The organism is Streptomyces sp. NPDC088554 (assembly GCF_044752945.1).
Taxonomy (GTDB): Bacteria; Actinomycetota; Actinomycetes; order Streptomycetales; family Streptomycetaceae; genus Streptomyces.
In genome coordinates, this window is the sequence record NZ_JBIVMF010000005.1 from 168,998 (window position 1) to 185,012 (window position 16,015).

25 protein-coding genes are annotated in these 16,015 nt (G+C 66.7%); 24 read left to right on the top strand and 1 reads right to left on the bottom strand.

The window, feature by feature from the left end; all coding sequences use genetic code 11:
• Positions 1-4: 4 nt before the first annotated feature.
• The 23 genes from rplP to truA all read left to right on the top strand — a co-directional run bounded on the left by rplP (position 5) and on the right by truA (position 12,966).
• Positions 5-424: a 50S ribosomal protein L16 gene (gene rplP / locus ACIP8W_RS08170; protein WP_014047785.1), complete on the top strand. Its 420-nt coding sequence runs from the start codon at positions 5-7 to the stop codon at positions 422-424.
• Complete coding sequence (rpmC, locus tag ACIP8W_RS08175; protein WP_401951647.1) at positions 424-648, top strand: 50S ribosomal protein L29; 225 nt, start codon at positions 424-426, stop codon at positions 646-648. Before rplP ends, rpmC begins: the two co-directional genes overlap by 1 nt.
• Positions 648-932, top strand: coding sequence for a 30S ribosomal protein S17 (rpsQ, locus tag ACIP8W_RS08180; RefSeq protein WP_401951645.1), 285 nt, complete (start codon positions 648-650; stop codon positions 930-932). The genes rpmC and rpsQ overlap by 1 nt, the downstream gene beginning before the upstream one ends.
• Before the next feature lie 108 nt (positions 933-1,040).
• Positions 1,041-1,409, top strand: a complete 369-nt coding sequence (rplN, locus tag ACIP8W_RS08185) for a 50S ribosomal protein L14 (RefSeq protein ID WP_003974257.1) — start codon at positions 1,041-1,043, stop codon at positions 1,407-1,409.
• 2 nt (positions 1,410-1,411) lie between these two features.
• Entirely contained in the window at positions 1,412-1,735 is a 324-nt protein-coding gene (rplX, locus tag ACIP8W_RS08190; RefSeq protein ID WP_114659657.1) for a 50S ribosomal protein L24, read from the top strand.
• Positions 1,735-2,295: a 50S ribosomal protein L5 gene (rplE, locus tag ACIP8W_RS08195; RefSeq protein WP_401951641.1), complete on the top strand. Its 561-nt coding sequence runs from the start codon at positions 1,735-1,737 to the stop codon at positions 2,293-2,295. The genes rplX and rplE overlap by 1 nt, the downstream gene beginning before the upstream one ends.
• Before the next feature lie 2 nt (positions 2,296-2,297).
• Positions 2,298-2,483 (top strand): type Z 30S ribosomal protein S14, encoded by a 186-nt coding sequence (locus ACIP8W_RS08200; protein WP_003948630.1) that lies wholly within the window; start codon positions 2,298-2,300, stop codon positions 2,481-2,483.
• Between the two features lie 265 nt (positions 2,484-2,748).
• Positions 2,749-3,147, top strand: coding sequence for a 30S ribosomal protein S8 (gene rpsH / locus ACIP8W_RS08205; protein WP_030351444.1), 399 nt, complete (start codon positions 2,749-2,751; stop codon positions 3,145-3,147).
• A 21-nt stretch (positions 3,148-3,168) separates the two neighbouring features.
• Complete coding sequence (gene rplF, locus ACIP8W_RS08210) at positions 3,169-3,708, top strand: 50S ribosomal protein L6 (protein ID WP_401951638.1); 540 nt, start codon at positions 3,169-3,171, stop codon at positions 3,706-3,708.
• Positions 3,709-3,711: 3 nt separating this feature from the next.
• Positions 3,712-4,095, top strand: coding sequence for a 50S ribosomal protein L18 (gene rplR / locus ACIP8W_RS08215; protein WP_384925258.1), 384 nt, complete (start codon positions 3,712-3,714; stop codon positions 4,093-4,095).
• 46 nt (positions 4,096-4,141) lie between these two features.
• A complete protein-coding gene (rpsE, locus tag ACIP8W_RS08220; protein ID WP_254372698.1) occupies positions 4,142-4,744 on the top strand; it encodes a 30S ribosomal protein S5 in 603 nt (200 codons plus the stop codon).
• Entirely contained in the window at positions 4,744-4,926 is a 183-nt protein-coding gene (rpmD, locus tag ACIP8W_RS08225) for a 50S ribosomal protein L30 (protein ID WP_066943591.1), read from the top strand. Before rpsE ends, rpmD begins: the two co-directional genes overlap by 1 nt.
• A gap of 1 nt (position 4,927) precedes the next feature.
• Positions 4,928-5,383 carry a 50S ribosomal protein L15 gene (rplO, locus tag ACIP8W_RS08230; protein WP_401951630.1) on the top strand — a complete coding sequence of 152 codons (456 nt, stop codon included), beginning with the start codon at positions 4,928-4,930 and terminating at the stop codon, positions 5,381-5,383.
• Between the two features lie 235 nt (positions 5,384-5,618).
• Positions 5,619-6,938: a preprotein translocase subunit SecY gene (gene secY / locus ACIP8W_RS08235; RefSeq protein ID WP_401951627.1), complete on the top strand. Its 1,320-nt coding sequence runs from the start codon at positions 5,619-5,621 to the stop codon at positions 6,936-6,938.
• On the top strand, positions 6,938-7,600 hold the full coding sequence (locus ACIP8W_RS08240) for an adenylate kinase (RefSeq protein ID WP_401951624.1): 663 nt from the start codon (positions 6,938-6,940) through the stop codon (positions 7,598-7,600). The genes secY and ACIP8W_RS08240 overlap by 1 nt, the downstream gene beginning before the upstream one ends.
• A gap of 121 nt (positions 7,601-7,721) precedes the next feature.
• Positions 7,722-8,558 carry a type I methionyl aminopeptidase gene (map, locus tag ACIP8W_RS08245; protein ID WP_401951621.1) on the top strand — a complete coding sequence of 279 codons (837 nt, stop codon included), beginning with the start codon at positions 7,722-7,724 and terminating at the stop codon, positions 8,556-8,558.
• Positions 8,559-8,698: 140 nt separating this feature from the next.
• Complete coding sequence (gene infA, locus ACIP8W_RS08250; protein WP_003956442.1) at positions 8,699-8,920, top strand: translation initiation factor IF-1; 222 nt, start codon at positions 8,699-8,701, stop codon at positions 8,918-8,920.
• A 56-nt stretch (positions 8,921-8,976) separates the two neighbouring features.
• Positions 8,977-9,090 (top strand): 50S ribosomal protein L36, encoded by a 114-nt coding sequence (gene rpmJ / locus ACIP8W_RS08255; RefSeq protein ID WP_003956441.1) that lies wholly within the window; start codon positions 8,977-8,979, stop codon positions 9,088-9,090.
• A 178-nt stretch (positions 9,091-9,268) separates the two neighbouring features.
• Complete coding sequence (gene rpsM / locus ACIP8W_RS08260) at positions 9,269-9,649, top strand: 30S ribosomal protein S13 (protein ID WP_401951618.1); 381 nt, start codon at positions 9,269-9,271, stop codon at positions 9,647-9,649.
• Positions 9,650-9,715: 66 nt separating this feature from the next.
• Positions 9,716-10,120, top strand: coding sequence for a 30S ribosomal protein S11 (gene rpsK / locus ACIP8W_RS08265; protein WP_003956432.1), 405 nt, complete (start codon positions 9,716-9,718; stop codon positions 10,118-10,120).
• Positions 10,121-10,393: 273 nt separating this feature from the next.
• Positions 10,394-11,416, top strand: a complete 1,023-nt coding sequence (locus ACIP8W_RS08270; RefSeq protein ID WP_003956430.1) for a DNA-directed RNA polymerase subunit alpha — start codon at positions 10,394-10,396, stop codon at positions 11,414-11,416.
• A gap of 78 nt (positions 11,417-11,494) precedes the next feature.
• Positions 11,495-12,007, top strand: coding sequence for a 50S ribosomal protein L17 (gene rplQ, locus ACIP8W_RS08275; protein ID WP_401951616.1), 513 nt, complete (start codon positions 11,495-11,497; stop codon positions 12,005-12,007).
• An 89-nt stretch (positions 12,008-12,096) separates the two neighbouring features.
• The gene (truA, locus tag ACIP8W_RS08280; RefSeq protein ID WP_401951613.1) at positions 12,097-12,966 is read left to right on the top strand and encodes a tRNA pseudouridine(38-40) synthase TruA; all 870 of its coding nucleotides are present in this window, start codon (positions 12,097-12,099) and stop codon (positions 12,964-12,966) included.
• Positions 12,967-13,000: 34 nt separating this feature from the next.
• Here truA and ACIP8W_RS08285 read toward each other — a convergent pair whose 3' ends face one another.
• Positions 13,001-13,912 carry a hypothetical protein gene (locus ACIP8W_RS08285; protein WP_401951610.1) on the bottom strand — a complete coding sequence of 304 codons (912 nt, stop codon included), beginning with the start codon at positions 13,910-13,912 and terminating at the stop codon, positions 13,001-13,003.
• A 276-nt stretch (positions 13,913-14,188) separates the two neighbouring features.
• On the opposite strand from ACIP8W_RS08285, the gene ACIP8W_RS08290 reads away from it, so the two are divergent.
• Positions 14,189-15,817 (top strand): ABC-F family ATP-binding cassette domain-containing protein, encoded by a 1,629-nt coding sequence (locus ACIP8W_RS08290; protein WP_402202380.1) that lies wholly within the window; start codon positions 14,189-14,191, stop codon positions 15,815-15,817.
• Positions 15,818-16,015 lie beyond the last annotated feature (198 nt).

Genomic DNA, 16,015 nt, shown 5'->3' on the forward strand with positions numbered 1-16,015 from the left:
CGAAATGCTGATCCCCCGTAGGGTCAAGCACCGCAAGCAGCACCACCCGAAGCGCAGCGGTATGTCCAAGGGTGGCACGCAGGTTGCGTTCGGCGAATACGGTATCCAGGCGCTGACCCCCGCGTACGTGACGAACCGTCAGATCGAGGCCGCTCGTATCGCGATGACCCGTCACATCAAGCGTGGCGGCAAGGTCTGGATCAACATTTACCCGGACCGTCCGCTCACCAAGAAGCCCGCCGAGACCCGCATGGGTTCCGGTAAGGGTTCCCCCGAGTGGTGGATCGCGAACGTCAAGCCCGGTCGGGTGATGTTCGAGCTGTCCTACCCGAACGAGAAGATTGCGCGTGAGGCGCTTACCCGCGCTGCTCACAAGCTTCCGATGAAGTGCCGGATCGTTCGGCGCGAGGCAGGTGAGTCGTGATGGCGGCCATTACCAAGGCGTCCGAACTGCGCGAGCTGGGCAACGAGGAGCTTGTCGCCAAGCTTCGCGAGGCCAAGGAAGAGCTGTTCAATCTCCGCTTCCAGGCGGCGACCGGTCAGCTCGAAAACCACGGGCGGCTGAAGCTCGTGCGCAAGGACATCGCGCGGATCTACACCCTGATGCGTGAGCGCGAGCTGGGCATCGAGACGGTGGAGAGCGCCTGATGACTGAGAACAACGTGACCGAGACCACGGCCGACCGCGGCTTCCGCAAGACCCGTGAGGGTCTGGTCGTCAGCGACAAGATGGACAAGACCGTCGTCGTCGCTGTCGAGGACCGTGTGAAGCACGCGCTGTACGGCAAGGTCATCCGCCGTACGAACAAGCTCAAGGCGCACGACGAGCAGAACACCGCCGGCATCGGCGACCGCGTCCTCCTGATGGAGACCCGGCCGCTGTCCGCCTCGAAGCGGTGGCGCATCGTCGAGATCCTCGAGAAGGCCAAGTAATTCCGTAATACCTCTGAGGGGGTTTCCCCTCGGAACAGTTCCGCCAGGCTCCGGGGCCCGCTCGCTTGAGCGGGCCCCGGGGAACCGGCAGACGATCAGGAGATAGACGTGATCCAGCAGGAGTCGCGACTGCGCGTCGCCGACAACACGGGTGCGAAGGAAATTCTCACCATCCGTGTTCTCGGTGGCTCGGGTCGCCGCTACGCGGGCATCGGCGATGTCATCGTCGCCACCGTCAAGGACGCGATCCCCGGTGGCAACGTGAAGAAGGGTGACGTCGTCAAGGCGGTCATCGTTCGCACCGTCAAGGAGCGCCGCCGTCCCGACGGCTCGTACATCCGCTTCGACGAGAACGCCGCCGTCATTCTGAAGAACGACGGCGACCCTCGCGGCACCCGTATCTTCGGCCCGGTCGGCCGTGAGCTGCGCGAGAAGAAGTTCATGAAGATCATCTCGCTCGCGCCGGAGGTGCTGTAAGCATGAAGATCAAGAAGGGCGACCTGGTTCAGGTCATCACCGGTAAGGACAAGGGCAAGCAGGGCAAGGTCATCGTGGCCTACCCCACGCAGGACCGTGTTCTCGTCGAGGGTGTCAACCGGGTCAAGAAGCACACCAAGGCCGGTCAGACGGCTCGCGGTTCGCAGACCGGCGGCATTGTGACCACCGAGGCCCCCGTCCACGTCAGCAATGTTCAGCTGGTTGTGGAAAAGGACGGCAAGAAGGTTGTCACTCGCGTCGGCTACCGCTTTGACGACGAGGGCAACAAGATCCGCGTTGCCAAGCGGACCGGTGAGGACATCTGATGACTGCCACCACTACCGCGCCGCGTCTGAAGCTGCGCTACCGCGAGGAAATCGCCGGCAAGATGCGTGAGGAGTTCTCGTACGAGAACGTCATGCAGATCCCCGGTCTCGTCAAGATCGTGGTCAACATGGGTGTGGGCGACGCCGCCCGCGACTCCAAGCTGATCGAGGGTGCCATCAAGGACCTCACCACGATCACCGGCCAGAAGCCGTCCGTCACCAAGGCCCGCAAGTCGATCGCGCAGTTCAAGCTGCGCGAGGGACAGCCGATCGGCTGCCACGTCACCCTCCGCGGTGACCGCATGTGGGAGTTCCTGGACCGTACGCTGTCGCTCGCGCTGCCGCGTATCCGTGACTTCCGTGGTCTGTCGCCGAAGCAGTTCGACGGCCGTGGCAACTACACCTTCGGTCTCACGGAGCAGGTCATGTTCCACGAGATCGACCAGGACAAGATCGACCGGGTCCGGGGCATGGACATCACCGTGGTCACCACGGCGGTCAACGACGACGAGGGTCGTGCCCTCCTTCGTCACCTCGGCTTCCCGTTCAAGGAGAACTGACCGTGGCGAAGAAGGCTCTGATCGCTAAGGCCGCTCGCAAGCCGAAGTTCGGCGTGCGCGGCTACACCCGCTGCCAGCGCTGCGGCCGTCCGCACTCTGTCTACCGCAAGTTCGGCCTGTGCCGCGTGTGCCTTCGTGAGATGGCCCACCGCGGCGAGCTGCCGGGCGTGACCAAGAGCTCCTGGTAGTCCTCAATCCAATCCGTCGGCCGAAGGCCACCCTTGAGGGGTGGCGGTCGGGCGACGGGTGGGCGGACTGCTCGAAGCTCTCGGTAAGCAATTCGGGTTGGCGGGAGCCCTCCTCCACATAGCGTAGGCTTGTGGGGTTGGGCGCCCGCCGTCCATGACTGACTTACTACGCCGTAGGTCCCCGCACCGCACCCGTCCCGGCTCTGACCGGGGAGAGGGATGGCGCATACAGGAAACCCCGGCGAGAGAGGCCGAAGGCCAATTCATGACCATGACTGATCCCATCGCAGACATGCTCACGCGTCTGCGCAACGCGAACTCGGCATACCACGACGACGTCGTGATGCCGCACAGCAAGATCAAGTCGCACATCGCGGAGATCCTCCAGCAGGAGGGCTTCATCACCGGCTGGAAGGTCGAGGACGCCGAGGTCGGCAAGAACCTCGTCCTGGAGCTGAAGTTCGGCCCGAACCGCGAGCGTTCGATCGCCGGCATCAAGCGCATCTCCAAGCCGGGTCTGCGCGTGTACGCGAAGTCCACCAACCTGCCGAAGGTTCTCGGCGGCCTGGGCGTGGCGATCATCTCCACGTCCCACGGTCTCCTGACCGGCCAGCAGGCCAGCAAGAAGGGCGTAGGTGGGGAAGTCCTCGCCTACGTCTGGTAGTCGGGAACGGAGGAAAAGCTCATGTCGCGAATCGGCAAGCTCCCCATCCAGGTTCCCGCCGGTGTGGACGTCACCATCGAAGGCCGCACGGTCGCGGTGAAGGGCCCCAAGGGTTCCCTCTCGCACACCGTTGCCGCGCCGATCGAGGTCACCAAGGGCGAGGACGGCACCCTCTCGGTGCTGCGCCCCAACGACGAGCGTCAGAACAAGGCCCTCCACGGCCTGTCCCGCACGCTGGTGGCGAACATGATCACCGGCGTGACCGCGGGATACATCAAGGCGCTCGAAATCAGCGGTGTCGGTTACCGAGTTCAGGCGAAGGGCTCCAACCTGGAGTTCGCCCTGGGCTACAGCCACCCGATTCTCATCGAGGCCCCCGAAGGCATCACCTTCAAGGTCGAGACGCCCACGAAGTTCACGGTCGAGGGCATCGACAAGCAGAAGGTCGGCGAGGTCGCCGCTAAGATCCGCAAGCTGCGGAAGCCCGACCCGTACAAGGCCAAGGGCGTCAAGTACGCGGGCGAGGTCATCCGCCGCAAGGTCGGAAAGGCGGGTAAGTAAGCCATGGCATACGGTGTAAAGATCGCCAAGGGTGACGCGTACAAGCGCGCCGCCATCAAGCGTCGTCACATCCGCGTCCGCAAGCACGTCTCCGGTACGCCGGAGCGTCCTCGCCTGGTCGTGACGCGCTCCAACCGCAACATCGTCGCGCAGGTCATCGACGACATCGCGGGCCACACGCTCGCGTCGGCGTCGACGCTGGACACCTCGATCCGCGGTGGCGAGGGCGACAAGAGCGCCCAGGCCCAGCGGGTCGGCGCACTGGTCGCCGAGCGCGCCAAGGCCGCCGGTGTCGAAGCCGTCGTGTTCGACCGTGGTGGCAACAGGTACGCCGGGCGCATTGCCGCTCTGGCTGACGCCGCCCGCGAAGCCGGGCTGAAGTTCTAAGCCCCGGTTCCGGGACTAACGGACGTAACAGAGAGAGGTAAATCCAATGGCTGGACCCCAGCGCCGCGGAAGCGGTGCCGGTGGCGGCGAGCGGCGGGACCGGAAGGGTCGCGACGGTGGCCCTGCCGCCGAGAAGACCGCTTACGTTGAGCGCGTTGTCGCGATCAACCGTGTCGCCAAGGTTGTGAAGGGTGGTCGTCGCTTCAGCTTCACCGCGCTTGTCGTGGTAGGCGACGGTGACGGCACCGTGGGTGTCGGTTACGGGAAGGCGAAGGAGGTTCCGGCCGCCATCGCCAAGGGTGTTGAGGAGGCCAAGAAGAACTTCTTCAAGGTCCCCCGTATCCAGGGCACGATCCCTCACCCGATCCAGGGCGAGAAGGCCGCGGGCGTTGTCCTGCTCAAGCCCGCTTCCCCCGGTACCGGCGTTATCGCCGGTGGTCCGGTGCGTGCGGTGCTGGAGTGCGCGGGCGTGCACGACATCCTGTCGAAGTCGCTCGGCTCGGACAACGCGATCAACATCGTTCACGCGACCGTGGCGGCCCTCAAGGGCCTGCAGCGTCCCGAGGAGATCGCGGCTCGCCGTGGTCTGCCCCTCGAGGACGTCGCCCCCGCGGCTCTGCTGCGTGCGCGTGCGGGAGCGGGTGCGTAATGGCCCGTCTCAAGATCACGCAGACGAAGTCGTACATCGGTAGCAAGCAGAACCACCGCGACACCCTGCGTTCGCTCGGCCTCAAGCGGGTCAGCGACACGGTTGTCAAGGAGGACCGCCCCGAGTTCCGCGGCATGGTGCACACCGTCCGCCACCTCGTGACGGTTGAGGAGGTCGACTGACATGGGCGAGAACAGTCCGCTGAAGGCCCATGACCTCCGTCCTGCCCCGGGCGCCAAGACCGCCAAGACCCGTGTGGGTCGTGGTGAGGCGTCCAAGGGTAAGACCGCAGGTCGTGGTACCAAGGGAACCAAGGCCCGTTACCAGGTTCCGGCACGCTTCGAGGGTGGGCAGATGCCCCTCCACATGCGTCTGCCGAAGCTCAAGGGCTTCAAGAACCCGTTCCGCACCGAGTACCAGGTCGTGAACCTGGACAAGCTCTCCGCTCTCTACCCCGAGGGCGGCGAGGTCACGGTGGCCGATCTGGTCACCAAGGGTGCGGTACGCAAGAACAGCCTCGTCAAGGTCCTGGGCCAGGGCGAGATCTCCGTAGCGCTGCAGGTTTCGGTCGACGCCGTCTCCGGCTCCGCCAAGGAGAAGATTGCCGCCGCCGGCGGCACCGTCACCGAGCTCGTCTGAGACAACTCGATGGCCTGAACATCCGACCGGGGATGCCTCTCAAAAGGGGCATCCCCGGTTGGTCGTTCCAAGGGGGGCACAGTCGCCGGTAAGGTGGCGTGCGTTGTTGCTGTATTGAAGCCGGGGGCTTGCCCCCGGGTCCCGGGGTACGTCTCCCGGATCCGTTCGTTCCGTATCCGTCGATCCTCAATACCGTCACCTCTGACGCAGTAGCGCGGGGGTCGCAGGAGGCACCGTGCTCACCGCGTTCGCCCGGGCGTTCAAGACGCCCGACCTGCGCAAGAAGCTGCTCTTCACGCTGGCCATCATCGTGCTGTACCGGCTCGGGGCGCATGTGCCCGTCCCCGGTGTCAGTTACGAGAATGTCCAGATCTGTGTCGACGCGGCCCAGAAGGGCAATAACAGCCTGTTCGGCTTGGTGAACATGTTCAGCGGCGGGGCGCTGCTGCAGATCACTATCTTCGCGCTCGGCATCATGCCGTACATCACCGCGAGCATCATCCTGCAGCTGCTGACCGTGGTCATCCCCAGGCTGGAGGCCCTCAAGAAGGAGGGGCAGTCCGGCCAGGCGAAGATCACGCAGTACACCCGCTATCTGACGATCGCCCTCGCTGTTCTCCAGGGCACCGGACTTGTCGCCACCGCGCGCAGCGGTGCGCTCTTCAGCGGCTGCCCGACCGCTTCCCAGATCGTGCCCGACAAGTCGATCTTCGTCACCGTCGTCATGATCATCACGATGACCGCCGGTACCGCGGCCGTCATGTGGCTCGGTGAGCTCGTCACCGACCGCGGCATCGGCAACGGCATGTCCATCCTCATGTTCATCTCGATCGCCGCCGGCTTCCCCGGCGCGCTGTGGGCCATCAAGGAGAGCGGCACGCTCGCCGATGGCTGGATCGAGTTCGGTACGGTCATCCTGATCGGCTTCGTGATGGTGGCCCTGGTCGTCTTCGTCGAGCAGGCGCAGCGCAGGATCCCGGTCCAGTACGCGAAGCGCATGATCGGCCGCAGGTCCTACGGCGGCACGTCGACCTACATCCCGCTGAAGGTGAATCAGGCGGGTGTGATCCCCGTCATCTTCGCCTCCTCGCTCCTCTACATCCCGGCGCTGGTCGCGCAGTTCTCCAGTGGGACCTCGGGGTGGAAGACCTGGATCGAGGCGCACTTCGTCAGGGGTGACCATCCGTACTACATCGCCACATACTTCGTGCTGATCGTGTTCTTCGCCTTCTTCTACGTGGCGATCTCGTTCAACCCCGAAGAAGTTGCTGACAACATGAAGAAGTATGGTGGCTTCATCCCGGGTATCCGGGCAGGTCGACCTACAGCCGAGTACCTGAGCTACGTGCTCAACAGGATCACTTGGCCGGGCTCGCTGTACCTGGGTCTGATTGCTCTCGTTCCGACGATGGCGTTGGCAGGCTTCGGCGGTGCGAACCAGAACTTCCCGTTCGGCGGGACGAGCATCCTGATCATCGTGGGTGTGGGTCTGGAGACCGTCAAGCAGATCGAGAGCCAGCTTCAGCAGCGCAATTACGAAGGGTTCCTCCGCTGATGCGAATCGTCCTCGTCGGGCCTCCTGGTGCGGGCAAGGGAACGCAGGCCGCGTACCTTGCCAAGAATCTCTCGATTCCGCACATCTCCACGGGTGACCTCTTCCGCGCCAACATCAGCAAGGGCACGGCTCTCGGCAAACAGGCGAAGGCGTTCATGGACGCCGGAAACCTCGTTCCCGACGAGGTGACCATCGCGATGGCGCAGGATCGGATGGCCCAGCCCGACGCGGAGAACGGGTTTCTCCTCGATGGCTTCCCGCGCAATGTGTCGCAGGCGAAGGCGCTGGACGAGGCGCTCACCGCGGACGGCGTGAAGCTGGACGCGGTGCTGGACCTGGAGGTCCCCGAGGCGGAGGTCGTGAAGCGGATCGCCGGCCGGCGCATCTGCCGTAACGACAGCGCGCACGTCTTCCATGTGACGTACAGCCAGCCGGTGGCCGAGGGTGTCTGTGACATCTGCGGCGGTGAGCTGTACCAGCGGGACGACGACTCCGAGGAGACGGTACGCACCCGTCTCGAGGTCTACCACACGCAGACCGAGCCGATCATCGACCACTACCGGGCACAGAGCCTGGTCGTGACGATCTCCGCGCTCGGCAAGGTCACCGAGGTGACCGAGCGCGCGATGGAGGCGCTCGGGCGGGGCCGGGCCGAGGTCTGAGTTCCCGGACCCGAGGGTCCGAGCAGGACAAGTATTGGTGAGGCCGTGGTGTCCTTCGGGGCGCCGCGGCCTTACTGTTGAACATGGTGTTCATTAAGTAGAAGTACGGGAAGGCTTAGGCATGGTGCAGATCAAGACCCCCGAGCAGATCGCGAAGATGCGTGAGGCGGGGCTGGTCGTCGCCGCCGTCCACGCGGCCACGAGCGAGGCCGCGGTGCCCGGCGCCACCACCCGCGATCTGGACCAGGTCGCGCGCAAGGTGCTGGCCGAGCACAACGCCAAGCCGAACTTCCTCGGATACGGCGGGTTCCCCGCGACGATCTGCACTTCGGTCAACGAGGTCGTCGTCCACGGCATCCCCGACGACAGGACCGTCCTCAAGGACGGCGACATCATCTCCATCGACGCCGGCGCGATCATCGACGGCTGGCACGGTGACGCGGCCTTCACCGCGTTCGTCGGCACCGGTCACGCTCCGGAGCTGGTCGAGCTGTCGCGGGTGACCGAGGAGTCGATGTGGGCCGGGATCGCCGCGATGCGCGCCGGCAACCGGCTGGTGGACGTGTCCCGCGCCATCGAGACGTACATCCGGCGCCAGCCCCGCCCCGGCGGCGGCAAGTACGGGATCATCGAGGAGTACGGCGGCCACGGCATCGGTACCGAGATGCACATGGAGCCCCACCTGCTGAACTACGTCACGCGCAAGCGCGGCAAGGGACCCAAGCTGGTCCCGGGCTTCTGTCTGGCCATCGAGCCGATGGTGTCCCTCGGCACCCCGCACACGGAGGTGCTGGAGGACGAGTGGACCGTCATCACCACCGACGGCACCTGGTCCTCGCACTGGGAGCACTCCGTGGCGCTCACGGAGGCCGGTCCGCTGGTGCTGACCTCCCCGGACGGCGGGAAGGCGAAGCTCGCGGAGCTGGGCGTCACCGCGGCGCCCGACCCTCTCGCTTAAAAATCATCCCTGGGGGGCAGACTCAACGGATTCGTCTTTTCGAGGGTGCTCCCGTAGACTGACGCGTCGGCTCTGGTGTATCCGTGTGTCCTCATGCGGCTGCCAGAATCGATCAAGGTAGCCGATTCGAAGGGCGAAGCGTGGCCAAGAAGCAAGGTGCCATCGAAATTGAGGGCACCGTGATCGAGTCCCTCCCGAACGCCATGTTCAAGGTGGAGCTGCAGAACGGTCACAAGGTCCTCGCGCACATCAGCGGCAAGATGCGGATGCACTACATCCGAATCCTTCCCGATGACCGGGTCGTGGTGGAGCTGTCTCCGTACGACCTGACGCGTGGCCGGATCGTCTACCGATACAAGTAGATCTTGCTGGCGCCCCTCAGACGGGTGTCCGCACTGACCCGGAGAACCTCAATCCCATGAAGGTCAAGCCGAGCGTCAAGAAGATCTGCGACAAGTGCAAGGTGATCCGCCGTCACGGTCGGGTCATGGTCATCTGCGACAACCTGCGCCACAAGCAGCGCCAGGGCTGACGTACGACCGCCTGCCTCTCGCAGTACTTCGCGCGACGCGAGCAACATCGTAATTACGCAGTGTCCGGCCCCCGTCTCATGACAGGGCGGTCGACACCTCCGGCGGAGGCCGGAGACCCGGAGGAATTCGTCCGGGAAAGACACTGCGGAAGACCTCCGACTCAATCAGGAGCCATGAATGGCACGCCTCGCAGGCGTTGACCTCCCGCGCGAAAAGCGCGTCGAGGTCGCCCTCACCTACGTCTTCGGTATCGGGCGCACCCGGTCCAAGGAGACCCTCGCCGCCACCGGCGTTGACCCCAACATCCGTGTCCGCGACCTTGCCGAGGAAGACCTCGTCAAGATCCGCGAGTACGTGGACGCCAACCTCAAGACCGAGGGTGACCTCCGTCGCGAGATCGCCGCCGACATCCGCCGCAAGGTCGAGATCGGCTGCTACCAGGGTCTGCGTCACCGTCGTGGCCTGCCGGTGCACGGTCAGCGCACCAGCACGAACGCTCGTACCCGCAAGGGCCCGCGTCGCGCCATCGCCGGCAAGAAGAAGCCGGGCAAGAAGTAGTCCTCAGCCGGACGCTCATCAGCGGTCTTCGCTGTAGGACCGACCACCTCCCTGTAGGAGAAACAGATGCCCCCCAAGGGTCGTCAGGGCGCTGCCAAGAAGGTGCGCCGCAAGGAAAAGAAGAACGTCGCTCATGGGCACGCCCACATCAAGAGCACGTTCAACAACACCATCGTCTCGATCACGGACCCCTCGGGCAACGTGATCTCCTGGGCCTCCGCCGGCCACGTCGGCTTCAAGGGCTCGCGCAAGTCCACCCCCTTCGCCGCGCAGATGGCCGCCGAGTCGGCCGCCCGCCGCGCGCAGGAGCACGGCATGCGCAAGGTCGACGTCTTCGTCAAGGGTCCCGGCTCCGGCCGTGAGACCGCGATCCGCTCGCTCCAGGCCACCGGCCTGGAGGTGGGTTCGATCCAGGACGTCACCCCCACCCCGCACAACGGCTGCCGCCCGCCGAAGCGCCGCCGCGTCTGACGCACGGCATCGGCCACGGGGGTTTCCGGCTGGGGGTGTGGGGGTTATTCCCCACATGTCTCAGTACGGCTGCCGCCCGCCGAAGCGCCGCCGCGTCTGACGTACGGCGTGTGTGTCCGACGTACGTCCACGTCTGACGCACGGTGTGTGTGACGTACGGCGTCGCGCCGCAAGGCTGAGGTTCCGGGCGGTACGGCTCTTCGGGGCTGTGCCGCCCGTACCCTTGCACAGAGGGCATCAAATAGTGGGTGCCCACGACTGAAGGATTTCGACATGCTTATCGCTCAGCGCCCCTCGCTGACCGAAGAGGTCGTTGACGAGTACCGCTCGCGGTTCGTCATCGAGCCGCTGGAGCCGGGCTTCGGCTACACCCTCGGCAACTCCCTCCGCCGTACGCTGCTCTCCTCGATCCCCGGTGCCGCTGTCACCAGCATCCGCATCGACGGCGTCCTGCACGAGTTCACCACCGTGCCGGGGGTCAAGGAAGACGTCACCGACCTCATCCTCAACATCAAGCAGCTGGTCGTCTCCTCGGAGCACGACGAGCCGGTCGTGATGTACCTGCGCAAGCAGGGTCCTGGCCTGGTCACCGCCGCCGACATCGCGCCTCCGGCCGGTGTCGAGGTCCACAACCCGGACCTCGTGCTGGCGACGCTGAACGGCAAGGGCAAGCTGGAGATGGAGCTGACCGTCGAGCGCGGTCGCGGCTACGTCTCCGCCGTTCAGAACAAGCAGGTCGGCCAGGAGATCGGCCGTATCCCGGTCGACTCCATCTACTCGCCGGTGCTCAAGGTCACGTACAAGGTCGAGGCGACCCGTGTCGAGCAGCGCACCGACTTCGACAAGCTGATCGTCGACGTCGAGACCAAGCAGGCCATGCGGCCGCGCGACGCCATGGCGTCCGCCGGTAAGACGCTGGTCGAGCTGTTCGGTCTCGCGCGCGAGCTGAACATCGACGCCGAGGGCATCGACATGGGCCCGTCGCCCACGGACGCCGCGCTCGCCGCCGATCTCGCCCTGCCGATCGAGGAGCTGGAGCTCACCGTTCGGTCGTACAACTGCCTCAAGCGCGAGGGCATCCACTCCGTGGGTGAGCTGGTCGCGCGGTCCGAGGCCGATCTGCTCGACATCCGCAACTTCGGTGCGAAGTCGATCGACGAGGTCAAGGCGAAGCTGGCCGGCATGGGCCTGGCGCTCAAGGACAGCCCGCCCGGATTCGACCCGACCGCCGCCGCCGACGCCTTCGGCGCGGACGACGACGCGGACGCGGGCTTCGTGGAGACCGAGCAGTACTGATCTTTCGCGGGGCGACCGCCCCGTGGGAACTGACACCGGTACCTGACACGGCCGGTGCAGATATGAAGGAGTAGGACCATGCCTCAGCCCGCCAAGGGTGCCCGTCTGGGCGGCAGCGCCGCGCACGAGAAGCTTCTCCTCGCGAACCTCGCGAAGTCGCTCTTCGAGCACGGCCGTATCACCACCACCGAGGCCAAGGCGCGTCGTCTGCGTCCGGTCGCGGAGCGCTTCATCACCAAGGCGAAGAAGGGCGACATCCACAACCGTCGCCAGGTTCTTCAGTCGATCACGGACAAGGGCGTCGTGCACACGCTCTTCACCGAGATCGCCCCCCGGTACGAGAACCGCCCCGGTGGTTACACCCGTATCACCAAGATCGGCAACCGTCGTGGCGACAACGCCCCGATGGCGGTCATCGAGCTGGTCGAGGCGCTGACCGTGGCCCAGGAGGCCACCGGTGAGGCCGAGGCCGCGACCAAGCGCGCGGTCAAGGAAGACGCCCTCAAGAAGGACGAGGCTCCGGCCGAGACCGTCGTCGAGGACGCCGAGCCTGCCGAGGTCAAGGACGAGGCCGAGTCCAAGGACGCCTGAGTCCGGACATGGCTGACGGGCGGGTCCGCTCCCTTCTGGGGGCGGGCCCGTTTCGCTTTGAGTGACTGCTCCGAGGGGACTGACAGCGGATGAGTGAGGATGTCGAGGGCGCGGCGCCCGGACACGTACGGGTGCGGCTGGACCTGAGCTACGACGGCCGGGACTTCTCCGGCTGGGCCAGGCAGAAGACCCGGCGCACCGTCCAGGGTGAGATCGAGGACGCGCTGCGTACGGTGACGCGGTCCTCGCGTACGTACGAGCTGACCGTCGCCGGGCGTACGGACGCCGGGGTGCACGCGCGCGGGCAGGTCGCGCACGTGGACCTGCCCGACGAGGTGTGGGCCGAGCACGGTGAGAAGCTGCTGCGGCGGCTCGCGGGACGGCTGCCGCACGATGTACGCGTGTGGAGTGTGGCCGAGGCGCCCGCGGGGTTCAACGCGCGTTTCTCGGCGGTGTGGCGGCGTTACGCGTACCGGGTGACCGACCATCCGGGCGGCGCCGATCCGCTGCTGCGCGGTCATGTGCTGTGGCACGACTGGACGTTGGACGTGGCGGCGATGAACGCGGCGTCGGCCGGGCTGCTGGGCGAGCACGACTTCGCGGCGTACTGCAAGCGGCGCGAGGGCGCCACGACCATCCGTACGCTCCAGCGGCTGGAGTGGGAGCGGGACGCGAGCGGTGTGATCACCGCGACCGTACGGGCGGACGCCTTCTGCCACAACATGGTGCGTTCCCTGGTGGGAGCGTTGCTGTTCGTGGGGGACGGGCACCGTCCGGTGGAGTGGCCCGCGAAGGTGCTGGCGACCGGGGTGCGGGACTCGGCGGTCCATGTCGTACGGCCGCACGGGCTGACCCTGGAGGAAGTCGGCTACCCGGCCGACGAGTTGCTCGCCGCGCGGAGCCGGCAGGCGCGCAACAAGCGCACTCTGGGCGGGACTTCGGGCGCGGGCTGCTGTTGAGAGCCTGCGCCCGAAGCCGGGCCCGGGGTCCGTCCTACTGCTCCACCGGTACGGTGGCCGCCGCCGATGCCTGGGCCTGGCCGCGCGCGAGGATACGGCGGAAGGCGAACTCCGCGACGTCGTCACCGACGGCGAAGACCTTCTTGTCCGAAGTGACCACGTTCTGGCCGTTGGTGAAGCCGCCGACCGTGAAGTAGACGTATCTGCCGTACGAGTTGGTGGTCTTGCGGCAGATCGAGGGCGCCCGGCAGAAGGTCGGGACGCCATTGCCGGAGAGCGAGGCGATACCGCCGCTGTTCGCCTCTTTCTTGGCCTTCAGCGCCTGCGCCTCCTCTCCGAAGACGGCGATGCCGATGGTGACGGCGATGCCGTTCTTGCTGAAGGTCGCGCGGATGACCTGGTCGCAGCTGTTGGAGGCCAGGATGGAGCCGAGCGCCCCCTGGGCCGCCGCCGCGCAGTTGGTGGTGGCCGTGGTGGCGCCCTTGCGGTAGGAACGGCCGTCCACGGAGAGGGAAGTGTCCGGGAAGAGTGTTTCTGCGCTCAGGGGCGCTCTGTCCTTGTCGGCGCTGGAGACGTAGTCCTTCGGGTTGGCCGGCGGTGGCGGTGCGACCTCGGAGAAGGTCGGTTCGGGCGCGGGGCTCCGGGGCGGCAGATCGGCGACGGTGACGGGCTGTTCGCTCGGCTTCTGGCCCGAGGCGAGCGCGTCACCGTTGCCGACGGAGGCGACACCGGTCGCCACCATCGCGGCGACCGCGCCGGAGGCGAGCGCGCCGCCGCCGAACATCAGCCAGCGTTTGCGACGGGCCCGCGCGGCGGAGGCGTCGGCGAGCGCGCCCCAATCGGGCGTCTGCGTCCCGTTGTCGCCCTCGGGGCCGTACCGGTCCTCGGAGCCGAACGCGCCGAAGCGGTCGGACGGGCCGTACGGATCCTGCCGTCCTGTGTACACCGACCGGGCCCCGTACGGCTGTTGTATTCCGTACGGATCCGGCAGCGATGACGGTGGTGGGTACGGGTCCTGCGATGCGTATGGGTCCTGTGATCCATGCGGGGTGTGTCCCGGTGAACCGGGGTCACCCCAGGAGGCCCCCCCTTGACCAAAGCTCATGTCGGGAGTTTAAGCCCGCGCACACGTGCGATGTGCCTCAGGAACGGTATGACCGACGCACCCTCCGGGGCCCGGAAAACGTAATGGGTTTGAGTGCGGCGCCCACCTGCGACGACAATGCGGAGCATGGGACATCTAGAGGCCGCGCACCTGGAGTACTACCTCCCCGACGGACGGGTGCTGCTCGGCGACGCCTCGTTCCGGGTCGCCGAGGGGAGTGTGGTCGCGCTCGTCGGAGCCAATGGCGCGGGCAAGACCACACTGCTGCGGCTGATCGCGGGGGAGCTGCAGTCGCACGGCGGCACGGTGTCGGTCAGTGGCGGGCTCGGGGTGATGTCGCAGTTCGTGGGGTCGGTGCGCGACGAGCGTACGGTCCGTGACCTGCTGGTCTCGGTCGCGCAGCCGCGTATCAGGGAGGCGGCGGGCGCCGTCGACAAGGCCGAGCACGCGATCATGACGGTCGACGACGAGGCCGCGCAGATGGCCTACGCGCAGGCGCTGAGCGACTGGGCGGAGGCGCGCGGGTACGAGGCCGAGACGGTCTGGGACATGTGCACGACGGCCGCGTTGGGTGTCCCGTACGAGAAGGCGCAGTTCCGTGAGGTGCGCACGCTGAGCGGCGGTGAGCAGAAGCGGCTGGTGCTGGAGGCGCTGCTGCGCGGGCCGGACGAGGTGCTGCTGCTGGACGAGCCGGACAACTATCTGGACGTGCCGGGCAAGCGGTGGCTGGAGGAGCGGCTGAAGGAGACCCGTAAGACGGTCCTGTTCATCTCCCACGACCGCGAGCTGCTGGCGCGGGCCGCCGAGAAGATCGTGAGCGTCGAGCCGGGTCCCGCCGGCTCGGACGTGTGGGTGCACGGCGCCGGGTTCGACACGTACCACGAGGCCCGCAGGGAGCGGTTCGCGCGGTTCGAGGAGCTGAAGCGGCGCTGGGAGGAGAAGCACGCGCAGCTGAAGCGGCTGGTGGTCAATCTGCGGCAGGCGGCCTCGGTCAGCCACGAGATGGCGTCGCGGTACTCGGCGGCGCAGACCCGGCTGCGGAAGTTCGAGGAGGCCGGGCCGCCGCCCGAGCCGCCGCGCGAGCAGGAGATCACCATGCGGTTGCGCGGCGGGCGTACCGGTGTGCGGGCGGTGACCTGCGAGAGGCTGGAGCTGACCGGGCTGATGCAGCCGTTCTCGCTGGAGATCTTCTACGGCGAGCGGGTCGCTGTCCTCGGGTCGAACGGCTCGGGGAAGTCCCACTTCCTGCGGCTGCTGGCGGGCGAGGAGGTACGGCACACCGGGGCCTGGAAGCTCGGCGCGCGGGTCGTGCCGGGGCACTTCGCGCAGACCCACGCCCACCCGGAGCTGATGGCGCGCACGCTGGTCGACATCCTGTGGACGGAGCACGCGAAGGACCGGGGCGGGGCGATGAGCGTGCTGCGCCGGTACGAGCTGGAGCGCCAGGGCGACCAGCCGTTCGAGAAGCTCTCGGGCGGGCAGCAGGCGCGCTTCCAGATCCTCCTGCTGGAGCTGCGGGGCACGACGGCGCTGCTGCTGGACGAGCCGACGGACAACCTGGACCTGGAGTCCGCGGAGGCGCTCCAGGAGGGACTGGAGGCGTACGAGGGGACGGTGCTGGCGGTGACGCACGACCGCTGGTTCGCACGCTCGTTCGATCGCTATCTTGTCTTCGGATCCGACGGTGTGGTAAGGGAGACTCCGGAGCCGGTGTGGGACGAGCGCCGGGTGGTCCGGGCCAGGTAGCCCTTCGCGGGGGGCCCGGACCTCGTTTTGACCCGTACGGGGCAGCGGCGGTATTCTTCTGGTTCGTTATGCGTATTGGCTTGGTCGTTCTCACGCGAGGGGCCCTTACGCCGGTCCACCGGGCCGATGGACAGCGGTAGGTACACGGGTTGCGTCCCCGGCGTACGACCAGGGCTGTCGTGATCGGCCGGGTGGCCT

Excerpts from the sequence above, each read along its gene's own strand:
- rpmD (WP_066943591.1), top strand. The coding sequence starts at position 4,744 with ATGGCCCGTCTCAAGATCACGCAGACGAAGTCGTACATCGGTAGCAAG.
- rplR (WP_384925258.1), top strand. The coding sequence starts at position 3,712 with ATGGCATACGGTGTAAAGATCGCCAAGGGTGACGCGTACAAGCGCGCC.
- rpmC (WP_401951647.1), top strand. The coding sequence starts at position 424 with ATGGCGGCCATTACCAAGGCGTCCGAACTGCGCGAGCTGGGCAACGAG.
- rpsK (WP_003956432.1), top strand. The coding sequence starts at position 9,716 with ATGCCCCCCAAGGGTCGTCAGGGCGCTGCCAAGAAGGTGCGCCGCAAG.
- ACIP8W_RS08270 (WP_003956430.1), top strand. The coding sequence starts at position 10,394 with ATGCTTATCGCTCAGCGCCCCTCGCTGACCGAAGAGGTCGTTGACGAG.
- rpsM (WP_401951618.1), top strand. The coding sequence starts at position 9,269 with ATGGCACGCCTCGCAGGCGTTGACCTCCCGCGCGAAAAGCGCGTCGAG.
- ACIP8W_RS08240 (WP_401951624.1), top strand. The coding sequence starts at position 6,938 with ATGCGAATCGTCCTCGTCGGGCCTCCTGGTGCGGGCAAGGGAACGCAG.
- rplX (WP_114659657.1), top strand. The coding sequence starts at position 1,412 with ATGAAGATCAAGAAGGGCGACCTGGTTCAGGTCATCACCGGTAAGGAC.
- rpsH (WP_030351444.1), top strand. The coding sequence starts at position 2,749 with ATGACCATGACTGATCCCATCGCAGACATGCTCACGCGTCTGCGCAAC.
- rpsE (WP_254372698.1), top strand. The coding sequence starts at position 4,142 with ATGGCTGGACCCCAGCGCCGCGGAAGCGGTGCCGGTGGCGGCGAGCGG.
- rplF (WP_401951638.1), top strand. The coding sequence starts at position 3,169 with ATGTCGCGAATCGGCAAGCTCCCCATCCAGGTTCCCGCCGGTGTGGAC.
- truA (WP_401951613.1), top strand. The coding sequence starts at position 12,097 with ATGAGTGAGGATGTCGAGGGCGCGGCGCCCGGACACGTACGGGTGCGG.
- rplO (WP_401951630.1), top strand. The coding sequence starts at position 4,928 with ATGGGCGAGAACAGTCCGCTGAAGGCCCATGACCTCCGTCCTGCCCCG.
- rpsQ (WP_401951645.1), top strand. The coding sequence starts at position 648 with ATGACTGAGAACAACGTGACCGAGACCACGGCCGACCGCGGCTTCCGC.
- map (WP_401951621.1), top strand. The coding sequence starts at position 7,722 with ATGGTGCAGATCAAGACCCCCGAGCAGATCGCGAAGATGCGTGAGGCG.
- rpmJ (WP_003956441.1), top strand. The coding sequence starts at position 8,977 with ATGAAGGTCAAGCCGAGCGTCAAGAAGATCTGCGACAAGTGCAAGGTG.
- rplQ (WP_401951616.1), top strand. The coding sequence starts at position 11,495 with ATGCCTCAGCCCGCCAAGGGTGCCCGTCTGGGCGGCAGCGCCGCGCAC.
- rplE (WP_401951641.1), top strand. The coding sequence starts at position 1,735 with ATGACTGCCACCACTACCGCGCCGCGTCTGAAGCTGCGCTACCGCGAG.
- ACIP8W_RS08290 (WP_402202380.1), top strand. The coding sequence starts at position 14,189 with ATGCGGAGCATGGGACATCTAGAGGCCGCGCACCTGGAGTACTACCTC.
- rplP (WP_014047785.1), top strand. The coding sequence starts at position 5 with ATGCTGATCCCCCGTAGGGTCAAGCACCGCAAGCAGCACCACCCGAAG.